The sequence below is a fragment of the uncultured Marinobacter sp. genome (assembly GCF_963974375.1).
Taxonomy (GTDB): domain Bacteria; phylum Pseudomonadota; class Gammaproteobacteria; order Pseudomonadales; family Oleiphilaceae; genus Marinobacter.
In genome coordinates, this window is sequence record NZ_CAXBDN010000121.1 from 1 (window position 1) to 12209 (window position 12209).

Consider the following 12209-nt stretch of genomic DNA (forward strand, 5'->3'; position numbering starts at 1 on the left):
CGTGCAGCCGAGTTTGGATTCACGTTGCAGGCTGTCGATGGTGTTTCTTAGGAAGCTACAATCATCGAACGCAAATCACTCGAATCCTCTGAACTATCTCGATCTGTCATAACATTCTCTACTCACATTTCTCGAATATTGTCAGATGCCGAAGCATCAGCGTTGCTTCGAAAACCCCAATACGGGGTGATACCGCCACCCCTGTTCGCTTTCCCCTAGAGTGACGGTGCCAAACTTTCTGGCGCAGGCCTCCAACTCCATACCCAGTTCGTCAGCCAGGGACACCAAAGCCTCCATATAATCTGGCTCGCCCCATGGCCCGACCCTGGCATTGCACAACTCGGAATCGGGGATGCGCTGGTTCTTCGTTTCAACCGGAATCAATAGATCTGCCTTACCCGAACCAGCTTTATCTACCGCGTGCAATTGATAGTCTTCACCACTCTCCTCCGGCATTAGAACAAGCTCGGTTTGCTGGATAGTGTTTTCACGAAATGGCTGCTGTTGGAGGCAGGCACCGGTCAAGGTGCCATACCGGAGCGACCACCAGGAATGCGCTCGCAGTGGCGGCAACGGCGCGGGTGTCGCCGCGTTCATTCTCTGCCTGCGGGTGAGAGGCTTCTCCATCGGCATAGTATTCGCCTGAACCGGTTCCGGAGGCTTGAGCATGCAGTCTGCAAGTCGGGCATGCTCCAGGTCTACCAGACTGTCATTTGGTGCCAGTGGCTGTCGCTGGGTAATCCTCGGGCGAGCATCGATAGCAGACAACTCATCATCAGTAAGCAACTTTTCCATGTGGTGACTATGGAGTAACCATGGGTCTTTCCCCTCGAATCCTGGTCGGCAAAACGCAGGTTCTGCCGGGTTTCGCAGGTGCTTCATGTTCACATCGAAAATCAAAATATTGGTCTCGGCCCACTCCACTAGCCGATGCCGGCGCACTCGTCCAGCCAATTGGATCAGTGACCGCATGGAGGAGGGCTCCACCAGTGCCCAGTCGTAATCGTGATCCCGCCCTACCTCGGTGACGGGGGACCCCAGGACAATAAAGAGATGATCAGGTTCCTTCGAGTTATCCAACCGGCCTCTTATGTCCGTGTGCTGGAAAACTCTGTCGGCCTGCCGTCGATCCAACACCTCATCCAACTGTCGCTCGATTGACGACCGTATCAGCAAGGGGTGCTGAGAGTGATAAACGCATAGATGAATACGGCAGCCTTCTGGTGGTGCACTCCTGAACAGGGTTAAGGCCACTTCAACCAAGGGCTCGATATTCGCCATTCTGACGAGACCGAAGCTGACCCGTTTATTCGTTATAGGATCAACTGAATGGTTTTTCTGATGCAGCGCTATGGCGTTGACCATGATCTCCGCTGCAAAAGGGGGGCAAAGGCTTTTTAAATCCCGGCCATCAATGGCCAAGGGCACGACCTGGCTCCGTCTTCTTATGGCGGCCAACCCTAATTTTTTGTACCTTTGGTCAACAAATACCTGATGGGTTTCTCTGAAGGTCTGGCTGTCAGAGCATTCTGAATGGCTGCGGTCGTTTTCATCGAACCACGCACAACAGATATTCACTGGCTGGCCAGGGGTACCCCGATTATTCTGGAAGTGTCGGCGACCATCAGAATAGGCCTCAAACAACCCTTCAACCATCGCCGGCGGCAGAGTAGCTGAGGACAAAAGCACCCTTGAGCCCAACAGGCCCGCCCAATGAACCAGTCGGGTTAACGCCGGCAAGTCAGCCAGATCGAAGTCATCGGGCTCATCAAGCACCAGATCACTGCTCATCAACCGAATCATCGGGGCTATCTGGTGTCCGCCCCTCAGGCTTTCTGTGGCAGGGATCAAGTGGTCTACGGTACAGGTTAAAATGGGAGCCGCTATTAATGAATTGACGTAGGGATTATGACCCGTGCGGCGCAATACGGGGTGCGCCTCAAAATTGCCCTCAAAATGCACATAGCTGTCGTCATCCATTAGCGGTTGTGACGACTCGGAGCCCGTTCGTGCGGCCTGGCTCTGTTGATGTTCGAACAACGTGCGACTAGCACTCCCGCCCACACGAATGGCTAAATCGTCTTCCCCCAGATTCAGCAATTCCCGGTAGGCTTTGCCGGTCTGCAGAGTCAACGTTCTCAGGCCCAGTGCAATCGAGAACCGCGCGCCCTGATCAGGGTCCGCCAGAGCGTACATAATGCGACCGTTGGCTAGGGTCTTGCCACATCCTGTAGAAGCCATGTTGATACCGAAAAATCCCTGCGCCCGGGATCGATCCCGCAATCCCTCGGCCATGTCAAAGGCTTTGTCCTGCCAGCGAAATCGCGGATTTTCACTCCGCTTGCGAAACCCCTTGTGACGGGCCAGACGGGGCAGGTTGCTTGCCAAAGAGGGCAGTGACCGGCAAATGGCCTGAACGTGCTGTTCGACACCCAACAAATGCTCGTCCAATGGCTGGTTAACTAATCCAGTATCCCGGTTGGTATTAGCGTACAGCGAATAACCCGTTGCCCCTCTGACTCTGAGAGCGGGGTCTGTCAGGCTCGAGTAATGGTGATCAGCCAGCATTAACGACATGCGTGCCACGTGCATGACATAGTTGTCATCGAGCCAGGCCTTATTCTGCATTCCCGTCCTGCCCAGCATTCTCTTTGCCAGTGAAGAAGCTCGTTTTTTCCACTTTTCTGTGGTGACCGGAAGCCCCTTGCTTACGTCCCAGTATGGCTCTATGTCTGTCCTTTCTTTTCCCTGAACCACCTCGTTCCAGTCTGGACCGATTTTATCCAGAACATCCCGCAGCTGTTCTGCGCGGAACCCCTTCACTTTCGAGCCGAGCCATCGCTGCTCGCCACTGTCATCCTTGCTGGGCATGACGGGCAAGCGGTGGTGAGTGAGCACTAGCCAGCCGATGGCCCTCGCCAGCGGCGGCATCCCTCTAAACGGGTTTCCAATATCCGAATCCAGCCCATCCCGATAAAGCCGCGATATCCATAGCTCGTTGTCTTTATCCGTTGGTTCCTGCAGCCTTGCCAGCCAGGTGGCATCATCATCCGCTCCAACAAACGCCTGAAATAATCGTAAAGACAGCCATTCATGACGGTAGAGATTTCTTTCGAGAGGCCCTTTACCAATCAGTTTCTGCTGAAATGCAAGGCTGGCCTTGCCGAGGTCATGGAGCAAAGCGGCCATAGCAGCAAGGAGACAAATATCCTCGCCATTGCGCCAATCATTCTCGTCATTACTGCGCAGGATGTCCCTGCGAGTGAAGTTGGTGGGAACAATACCCCTGACGCCAAACTGGGAGGCGTCCCCGACTATCCAAATCAATTCACTGTGATCTTTACCTCGAATCCAGTGACAGGCTACAGCGGTATTCTTGCGCGCCTTCTTACGCAACAACCTGCGCAAAGTATTCAGGCCCTCCATAGTGATTGGTGTTTGCCAGGTTCGGTGCCCCTTGCGCTCAGCAAACTGATCCAGAATGCGGCGTGTTTCAGTCAGCGCATTGCCCGAACACTGAGACACCAGTAAAACGTTCATCGGGTGCTTACCCTGATGTCAGCTGCTACCTGCTTGAGTGTATCAATCATGAAGTCGAGGGATTCTGTGCGGGACAATGCTTCAATACACGCTTGGCGAAACTCTTGTTCCTCGTCCCCGCGCATCGCAGATACAAATGCCTGGGGCAGAATTGTCGCGTCCTTTACCAGGTCGGCCACGTCAAACACCAGCCCACCCCTACGGGTTTTACCATGAAGTACAGCCAGGCCGTGAGGAATACCCAGCACCCATGTTGCGGTTGCGCCAAGCCCGTAAGCGAGGTAATTTCCGTGATCCAGAAACCGGTTAGCCGGGTCCACGCTGCTTCCGCGCTTGGCACGCACGAATTGCCCATAATCAACAGCCGTAGAAGCCAGCTTGAAAAGCTTCTTAGTGACTCTGGCCTCCTCTGTCAGCAATGCAGTGTTGTCAGTCGCCGCCATTACGGCCACTTTAGATGCGTCCAGAACTGGTTCCAGTGCGTCAGAGCTGATTGAAAAACCTCTATCAACTAACACTCGATTATTGAGCCAACACTTACGAATCCTCTCCAGTCGGACAATCTGGAAGGTCTTGGCTGCGTCCAGCCGCAAGTCATCATCAAACCAGAAGTTCACCCACGCCTGCAGATATTCCGTAGGGCGATACTCGCTCTGTGGGGAAAACCAAGCTACTTCAACATCCACCTCATTTGCCGAAAACAACGGGGTTCCACCGCCGCCACAAAAACCAACAAGAACTCCGGCCTTCGCCAGTTCGCGCATCGCCGCCTGGGTTATCGAAGTTCCGGTGCCCAATAAAACAGAGGTTGTATTCGCAATAGGGATGTTCCAATAAAGTGAGCGACGTCCTTCATCTGTAACGAACTCAACTCGACCGCCATTCACCAGAACTCTGCAATGCTGCAGGTAGTAGAGGTTGGCGCGCTTGGAAACGAGTATAGTTTTCAGGTCACTTGGTGCCAGCTCGCCCATTACTTACCTCCTATACTTCAAGCTTTTACGAACATTAACGCACCCACTGCCCCACCAAGCGCACCACTGTCCAAATCATCAGTAAATCGAAGCCATCTTCCGTATCCGGGCGGCTACGTCCTGCCTCAGTTCCTCCGGCCCCAACACTTCCACATCCGCCCCATACCGCAACACTTCCATGATCAGTTCCCGCTCATCGGAATATGGCACTGCCAGGTGGTAACCATCGGTTTGCCACTGGCCGACCTGATCCGGGTGCCAAGTTTCCTCAGCTACCCATTGGGCCGCATGATCTGAGAATCGGAGCTTTGCCGTTCCTTTTGGGGTGCCGCCAAAAATACCGAAGCTTGATGAGCTAAAGTCATCAAGCTCTGATGTATCCAAGGATTCAGCCGCGAGAGTATCCGCCTGGGGGTGGGTAATGCGGTCCAGCGAGAACAGGCGCAGCGCCTGTGAGTCTGTGCATTTGGCTAACAGGTACCAGTTGGATCGATAATGAAGTAGGCGCTGGGGATGAACTCTGCGGTACTTGTTTCCAGGTCCGCTGCGTGCGCTGTAATGAAAGGTCAACTGCCGGCCTGTCAACATTGCCTCTGCGACAGGATCAAAAATCTGGTGGGCTGTTGTCCGTGTCTGGAGCGGCTGTATCTGAATGCGTTCGCTGATTCGCTCGGCATCGTGCCCCGTTTCACCCAAAAGGCGCCGAATTCGATCTTTCAGCGGGGCGAGTCTGTTCGTGATCAGTCCTGGGTGCACACTTTCAAGCAGTTGCTCACAGGCCAACAATGCATAGAGTTCTGCGGGATTCATCCAGAACCCGGGCAACTCGAATACTGGTAAATCCTTCGCGTAGCGGTGTCCGTTGCCTTCTCGGCAATACTCCAACGGTGCGCCTAATGAATCTCGAAGGAACTCAAAATCACGGGTTACGGTATTGCGGCTAGCCTCCAATTCGTCCATAAAGACCCGCATGGCAACAGGATGGTGGGCGTTACGAAGAAGATCATGGATTTTATAGATACGGTCAAAACGGCTCATTCGCACTCCCTGCTTGTAATCGTTATCCCTCAAGATTAGCTACATATTCATATGCTCGCCACTGGATAGTCGTGCCGATTTGCCAAATAAACTACAAACCAGAAGTTAGCGAGCGCAGGTCCAACGGTTCAAAGTCGGGAGGAAAGTAAGCCTGAAATCAGATTGACGGGGAATCCTTGTCGGTAGCCTTCAGCATGGCACGAATGCGGTCAATGTGGACCTGAGAATCTTTGGCCCGCTGGGAAATTGATGAGGGGGATTTCCTGTTTTCGTTCTTGCTCATGGTGACCAGCAGGTTCTGGCGCTCCTCGAACATGCGCAACGCGACCCAGAGGGTTTCTTCAATTTTTACCGTTTGCTGCGCCAGCAGCACCGACGAGGTGAACGCATGGCCCGTATGGCAGCGATACCGCAGAAGCTTGCCTTCCTTTATCTGCCACAACACCCCACCGCAGTCCGGGCAGTTGTAGGGCACCTGATCACCGAGGGCCTCAACGGAAGGTAAATCACTGAGCACCCGCAGGGCGATTTTTGCCTCGATCAGTATGTCTTCCGGCACGGGTCCGCTTGCAGCCAGGTCTCGCCTCACAAGATCGGCCAGCAGTACGCCCATTTCGGCCACCGGCAAAACGTGATCAACCCCGACATTTGCGATGACCGACTTCGGCATGTCCGGATAGGACGCATCGTCAGGGTCCTGGGCAATGCAGACCCCGCCACACCGTTTGATGGCCATCATGCCGCTGGTGCCATCATCCAGATAGCCGGTCAGAACGATGCCGATTACCCGGTTGCCGTAGGCCACGGCAGCAGAGCGAAACAAGGGATCAATTGCGGGCCGCGACCGGTTTTCCCGGGCGCCTTTGGTGATGAGGATCTTTCCCTTCGCAATCAGCATGTGCTGATCCGATGGCGCCAGATAGATATGACCGCTTTCGAACTTTTGTTCATCGCGGGCATGAACACAGGTCAGACTGCTGCTCTCGTTCAGAACCTGGACCAGTGCCTCGCCGGTGGTGTCTGCACTCATGTGGCTGACAATAAAAATGGGTGCTGGAAAATCCTTTGGAAACTGGGCTACCAGTTTTTTCAGTGCGACCATGCCACCGGCGGATGCGCCTATAACAATGAGCATCGGATGTCTGTTGTCATTCATCACCACCTCCGTCTATGGGGCGGCATCGTCAGCAAAGTCTGGTAATGAATAACCGACCTTGCGACCGCAGAAAAAATAACAGGTATACCCAATATAGCCGCTGTCCGGAGTCAGGGCCAGCGCCCGCCGGCACAGCACAGGCACCCTCCCTTGCGGCCTCTTATTCAGCCGGCGGAAGGCAGGTTGCCGCCCAGCATGTTTTCGACCACGGCGGCATTGTAGAAGGCTTCAACGGTCTGAATCTTGTCGTTACGGACTCGAAACCAGACCGCAAGCCGCACATCTCCGATGGGCTCGAAGTTGGTGCGGTAATCCAGAACCGCGAACACATGCTCCCCTTCGGCACTGAGCTGACGGAGAATCAGGTCTTTCTGTATGGCAGCCATACCGAACTGGTACGACAGCATGTCGTCGCGGGTCAGGAAGCGCATATTCGGACCCACATATTCAAATTCTTCAGTCGCCAGCAAGGCCTTGGCCTCATCAAAACGCTGGGCATGGATATCAGCGATGAACTGCGCCACGATGTCTTTTGGCTGCATTACCAGACTCCAATTCTGTGATAAGGACAATTCAGATGCCGGGCGAACTCACCACCGCCCCTGCAAGGTAGCTACCACCCGCCGTGGTCCGCCGTGATCACGGTGTTCGCACAGGTAGATGCCCTGCCAGGTGCCCAGGGCCAGGTGGCCATCGCTGACGGGGATAATCAGGCTTGGGCCAATCAGAATACTTTTGATATGCGCTGGCATGTCATCCGGGCCTTCCTGGGTGTGCTGGTAGTGGGGCGCGTTTGCAGGGACCAGTACATTCAGATGGCGTTCGATATCGCCACGCACGTCCGGGTCGGCGTTTTCGTTGATGGCCAGAGACGCCGATGTGTGCTGGATAAACAGGTGCAACAGACCCACCTGGCAATTGCGCAAATCCGGCCCCTGTGACAGCACGTCATTGGTAATCAGGTACACACCCCGGGCAAGGGCCGGCAGTTCTATGGTGTTCTGGTCCCAGATCATCCCATGCTTCCTGTGTTGATGACGGCTCCCGCTGCCCCGCCGGCTATTTGTTGTTGGGCTCGTTATCCCAGGGGTGCACCGGCAACAGGGCTTCAGTAGCCTCCGGGTCCATGGATGAGCGGAAATAATCCATGGCCTTTTCTGCTTCACCCAGCTCGTCAAATCGGGCCACGTGATAAATGGCCTCGCCCTCGTTCACCAGGGGCAGGTTGTTCACGCAGATCACTATACCGGAGACGGGTGACAAGACACTGACTTCCGTCTCACCAAACGGATCCGCCACCATGGCCAGCCGCTGCCCCTTGCGAACCCTCTGGCCGAGGCGGGCCACCGGGCGCATGATGCCATCAATATCCGCTCTTACCCAGGTCGAGGTAGCGGCGGTTTCAGAGCGTTTGCGGGGTTCTTTCGGGCCTTTTTTGGCAGGAATCATTTCCAGTTCCCGCATCACCCGCACCACGCCCTTGACGCCGCTGTTGATCACCACCTCATCAAACCTCAGGGCCTCACCGCCTTCAAAGGTGATGACCGGAATGTCCAGGGAGTCGGCGTAGGCCCGCAGGCTGCCCTCCCTGAGACTGGCGTTGAGGATAATGGGAGCGCCGAAGGCTTCTGCCATGCGGGCCGTTTCCGGGTTTTTCAGCTCGGCACGGATCTGCGGCAGGTTGAACCGATGCACCGCACCGGTGTGCAGGTCGATGATGTGGGAAACATTTTCCATTACCTGCGTGGCCAGCAAGTGGGCAATACGGCCCCCCAGTGAGCCGGACTCGCTGCCGGGAAAACAGCGGTTCAGGTCACGACGGTCCGGCAGGTAGCGAGTACGCTGGATAAACCCGAAGATATTGACAATGGGCACCGCCAACAGGGTGCCGCGCAGGTACCTGAGGTTCGAGTTTTTCAGCACCTGCCTGACGATTTCGACACCGTTGATTTCATCGCCATGAATGGCGCCACACACCATCAGCACCGGGCCGTCCCGGCGGCCATGCACAACCTCAACCGGAATGTGCAAGGGCGTATGGGTGTACAGCTTGGCCACCGGCAATTCCACCGTATAGCGGGTGCCCGCCTTGATCTCGTTGCCGGCAATTACAAAGGGAGCACGCGCCACGTTTTCAGCCCCTCCCCCGGGTTTTGGTTTTCCAGGGCTGCTGATTCCGCTCGGTCCAGTTGATAATCATACCCGCCACGTTCTTGCCGGTGGCCTTTTCAATGCCTTCCAGTCCGGGTGACGAATTCACTTCCATCACCAGTGGCCCACGGCTGGAGCGCAGCAGATCGACACCGGCCACGTTAAGGCCCATGGCCTTGGCAGCGGTAATGGCGGTTTTGCGTTCCTCTGGCGTAATCCTCACCAGCGAGGCGGTACCACCACGGTGCAGGTTGGAGCGGAACTCGCCCTCTCCAGCCTGCCGCTTCATGGCCGCAATCACCTTGTCGCCAATCACGAAGCAGCGGATGTCAGCGCCGCCGGCTTCCTTGATGAATTCCTGTACCAGAATATCGGCTTTCAGGCCCATGAAGGCCTCAATGACACTCTCCGCCGCCTTGCGGGTTTCCGCCAGCACCACGCCGATACCCTGGGTACCCTGCAGCAGCTTGATGACCACCGGCGCACCACCCACCATACTGAGCAGCTCCGGCACGTTGTCGGGCTTGTTGGCAAAGCCGGTGACCGGCATACCCACGCCCTTGCGGGCCAGTAACTGGAGTGAGCGCAACTTGTCACGGGAGCGGGTGATAGCCACCGATTCGTTGACCGGGAACACCCCCATCATTTCAAACTGGCGCAACACCGCCGTACCGTAAAAGGTCACCGAGGCGCCGATTCTCGGGATCACCACGTCAAAATCTTCCAGCACTTCCTCATGATAATGAATCTGCGGTTTGGCAGAGGTAATGTTCATGGAGCAGTGCAGGGCATCAATCACACGAACTTCGTGACCTCGGTTAATCCCCTCCTCTACCAGGCGCCGGGTAGAGTAAAGATGCCGGTTCCGCGAAAGTACCGCTATTTTCATTCTTTGTTCCTTAGTACCGGCTCGCCGGCGAGATAGGAGGATTCAGGGAGGACACTGCAACGATCCGCCATGGCGGTACGTCCCAGCAGCATCCGGAACCGCATGGAGTCGCGGTTGGTTAATGTCATTTCTACGGGCCAGGTCTGGTCACCCAGGGTTACCCGGGTTTCGATCACCAGTCTCAGCTCCTTGTGGCCACCGGAATCGGTGACCGTTCGTTCATCAATGACGGCGGCGTCGCACTCCGCCACCTTATGCATCTGGTGTTGCTCGGGGTGGACCCAGAATTTCACTCGCCGCTGACCGTTCTCGGTGTAGGGCTCGGTGCGGAAGGTATGCAGGCACGAGGTGCGCGCCCCGGTGTCCACCTTGGCCTTGATGCGGGCAATGTCCAGATCCGGTAAAGCTACCCATTCCCGCCACCCCAGGGCGATACGGGGTTCATCGGGTTTCGGTTGGGGCGCCTTCTCCGCGGGCTTTGATGGCATCCGCCGGGTCCTCCTCGGTGGTTTCGGTTGGTTGTTGTGTTTCGGTCTGCTCTGCAACTGGCACGCCGTCACCAGTGAGTTCTATCCGGAACGGCTCGGAGTGCGCACCGGCATAGACACTGGTGTGCGGGAACGGAATTTCGATCCCTTCACTGTCAAACGCCTGTTTTATTCCGATCATTAATTCGCTGCGGGCTGTCAGTGTGTCTATCGACTGGATCCAGCAGGATAACTGCAGATCAATGGAAGATGCACCGAAATCCAGTACCAGCAGAAACGGTTTGGGCTCCTGCAGGCACAGGGGACTTTGTCCGGCAACGCCTAGCAGCAGACTTCGTGCCCGATCAATATCTTCGGCATAGGCGATGCCGACCTTGATATCAAGCCGCCGGATGGCAAACCGGGACCGGTTCACCACCTTGGTTTTGATCAGGGTTTCATTGGGAATCCGCACGTAAAGGTTATCCGGCGTTCGCAGCTTTACGCTGAGCATGTCGATAGCGACGACCTCGCCCATGGTACCGTCCACGTCGATCAGATTACCGATCTCAAAGGGCTTTTCCACCATCAGAAAAATACCGCTGATCATGTTGGACGCCGAGGTCTGTGACGCAAAGCCGATCGCCACCGTCAGTATGCCGGCGGCGCCCAGAATCACATCCGGTGCAAAGCCCGCTTCCCGCAGTCCTGCAATGGTGAACAGCACCAGTATGACGTAATACACCAGGCGCCGGACGATGGCAGCATGGTGACGGGAACTGCGTTCCAGCATGAATCGGGCGACGGATCGGGAGGCCAGCGTCGCCAGCACAAAACCCGCAGCAAACAACGCAATGCCCGCCAGCCAGCCGGCCCAGGGAAGTCCGGACATCAATGCGTTTCCTTAATCATCGGTTCAGTCACACAAGGCATTAACCAAACATCCTGTCCACGGTCCTGATGAGCCCGCCACGTTCCGCTTTCTCGCGGGGGGCCGATAACAGCTCGGCTTCGCCGGCGGCCACCGGCACGGTACTGTCCACTTTCAACCGGGCGGCGTTCATGCCGGTCTCGCAGGTCACCGTGGTCAGGGATGTCCACAACTGCCCCTGGGTGTTGCGATAGATACCCAACAAGGGTGTGGGCAGACTGAAACGTTCCAGCAACAGCGGAACCTTGCGATGGTTGCGAACCAACACCGGACTGATCGCCCGCCAGGGACGCTTGGGAACGGCTTCCAGCATCAACCGGGCGTGGGTGGGAGCAGAATAGCAGACATCGCCCTCCATAGTGTTACTGCCAACCCAGGTCATGTTCTGGGCCGCCAGCGGCAACTCGGCCAGTTCGTGAAGCTGGCTGCCCACACACACCCGCATCCACACCAGCGTGCCCACATAGATCGTGCACTCGCCCTGGGGTGGAATGGTCAGCGGCTCGTAGGGCCGGATCACTGTCGGCAATCCTGCCAGCGCCGGCAGAAACGTCACCGTGCCGGACTCATCCGGACGAATAAACCGCTGCAGACTGGCGCCGCTACCGGGCAATGTCAGGCTCAGGGACTCGGTCCAGCGCGAGCGCTCCTCACTGCGGGGCAGTTTCTCAGTGCGGATCTGCCATTCCCGATCAAGCAGAGTCAGCCAGAGCCGGGTCTCGCTCAGGTCATGGCGCTGGGTTTCCCCGGAGCCAAGCTGATAGGCGTGTCCCCACTGTCCGTCACGAACAATGGCCTTCGATTTCCGGTCGACTACGTTTTGCAAGGAAACACTCTCTCAATCCGCGGCTTGATCACATTGGCCTGCCCGGCAGGATTCCCAGCCGCCGATTCTACGCTGTGAGCGGTGGTTTCAGTCATAACCCCGGCAGGTTTTCTTTTACGAAGATACACTTACTATAATCCAGCCAGCCGCTTCCAGCGAATATATGCCCCTGGCCCTCCGTTCATCGCAAGGACACGTTATGCCCCAACTGGTCTGGTTCCGCAACGACCTGCGCAT

General features: G+C 56.3%; 11 protein-coding genes. All 11 read right to left on the reverse strand.

The features are described 5' to 3' along the window. Positions 1-156 precede the first annotated feature (156 nt). Complete coding sequence (gene cas3f / locus AAC035_RS11540) at positions 157-3540, reverse strand: type I-F CRISPR-associated helicase Cas3f (protein ID WP_339804146.1); 3384 nt, start codon at positions 3538-3540, stop codon at positions 157-159. Next, positions 3537-4514, reverse strand: coding sequence for a type I-F CRISPR-associated endonuclease Cas1f (gene cas1f, locus AAC035_RS11545; RefSeq protein ID WP_339804149.1), 978 nt, complete (start codon positions 4512-4514; stop codon positions 3537-3539). The genes cas3f and cas1f overlap by 4 nt, the downstream gene beginning before the upstream one ends. Positions 4515-4592: 78 nt before the next feature. Then, positions 4593-5552: a WYL domain-containing protein gene (locus AAC035_RS11550; RefSeq protein WP_339804152.1), complete on the reverse strand. Its 960-nt coding sequence runs from the start codon at positions 5550-5552 to the stop codon at positions 4593-4595. A 157-nt stretch (positions 5553-5709) separates the two neighbouring features. After that, complete coding sequence (locus AAC035_RS11555) at positions 5710-6708, reverse strand: chemotaxis protein CheB (RefSeq protein WP_339804155.1); 999 nt, start codon at positions 6706-6708, stop codon at positions 5710-5712. Between the two features lie 164 nt (positions 6709-6872). After that, positions 6873-7250, reverse strand: a complete 378-nt coding sequence (locus AAC035_RS11560) for a nuclear transport factor 2 family protein (RefSeq protein WP_339804158.1) — start codon at positions 7248-7250, stop codon at positions 6873-6875. A gap of 48 nt (positions 7251-7298) precedes the next feature. Next, on the reverse strand, positions 7299-7724 hold the full coding sequence (locus AAC035_RS11565; protein ID WP_339804161.1) for a secondary thiamine-phosphate synthase enzyme YjbQ: 426 nt from the start codon (positions 7722-7724) through the stop codon (positions 7299-7301). A gap of 43 nt (positions 7725-7767) precedes the next feature. Beyond that, positions 7768-8838: a succinylglutamate desuccinylase/aspartoacylase family protein gene (locus tag AAC035_RS11570; RefSeq protein ID WP_339804164.1), complete on the reverse strand. Its 1071-nt coding sequence runs from the start codon at positions 8836-8838 to the stop codon at positions 7768-7770. 4 nt (positions 8839-8842) lie between these two features. Beyond that, positions 8843-9748 carry a 30S ribosomal protein S6--L-glutamate ligase gene (gene rimK / locus AAC035_RS11575; protein WP_339804167.1) on the reverse strand — a complete coding sequence of 302 codons (906 nt, stop codon included), beginning with the start codon at positions 9746-9748 and terminating at the stop codon, positions 8843-8845. Continuing rightward, complete coding sequence (locus tag AAC035_RS11580) at positions 9745-10236, reverse strand: ATP-dependent zinc protease (RefSeq protein ID WP_339804169.1); 492 nt, start codon at positions 10234-10236, stop codon at positions 9745-9747. Before AAC035_RS11580 ends, rimK begins: the two co-directional genes overlap by 4 nt. Continuing rightward, positions 10190-11107 (reverse strand): mechanosensitive ion channel family protein, encoded by a 918-nt coding sequence (locus AAC035_RS11585; protein WP_339804171.1) that lies wholly within the window; start codon positions 11105-11107, stop codon positions 10190-10192. The genes AAC035_RS11580 and AAC035_RS11585 overlap by 47 nt, the downstream gene beginning before the upstream one ends. Before the next feature lie 40 nt (positions 11108-11147). Then, complete coding sequence (locus AAC035_RS11590; RefSeq protein ID WP_339804173.1) at positions 11148-11972, reverse strand: hypothetical protein; 825 nt, start codon at positions 11970-11972, stop codon at positions 11148-11150. Positions 11973-12209 lie beyond the last annotated feature (237 nt).

Coding starts and splice junctions, on each gene's coding strand:
- cas1f (WP_339804149.1), bottom strand. CDS start 4,514: ATGGGCGAGCTGGCACCAAGTGACCTGAAAACTATACTCGTTTCCAAG.
- rimK (WP_339804167.1), bottom strand. CDS start 9,748: ATGAAAATAGCGGTACTTTCGCGGAACCGGCATCTTTACTCTACCCGG.
- AAC035_RS11555 (WP_339804155.1), bottom strand. CDS start 6,708: ATGAATGACAACAGACATCCGATGCTCATTGTTATAGGCGCATCCGCC.
- AAC035_RS11560 (WP_339804158.1), bottom strand. CDS start 7,250: ATGCAGCCAAAAGACATCGTGGCGCAGTTCATCGCTGATATCCATGCC.
- AAC035_RS11585 (WP_339804171.1), bottom strand. CDS start 11,107: ATGTCCGGACTTCCCTGGGCCGGCTGGCTGGCGGGCATTGCGTTGTTT.
- AAC035_RS11550 (WP_339804152.1), bottom strand. CDS start 5,552: ATGAGCCGTTTTGACCGTATCTATAAAATCCATGATCTTCTTCGTAAC.
- cas3f (WP_339804146.1), bottom strand. CDS start 3,540: ATGAACGTTTTACTGGTGTCTCAGTGTTCGGGCAATGCGCTGACTGAA.
- AAC035_RS11580 (WP_339804169.1), bottom strand. CDS start 10,236: ATGCCATCAAAGCCCGCGGAGAAGGCGCCCCAACCGAAACCCGATGAA.
- AAC035_RS11565 (WP_339804161.1), bottom strand. CDS start 7,724: ATGATCTGGGACCAGAACACCATAGAACTGCCGGCCCTTGCCCGGGGT.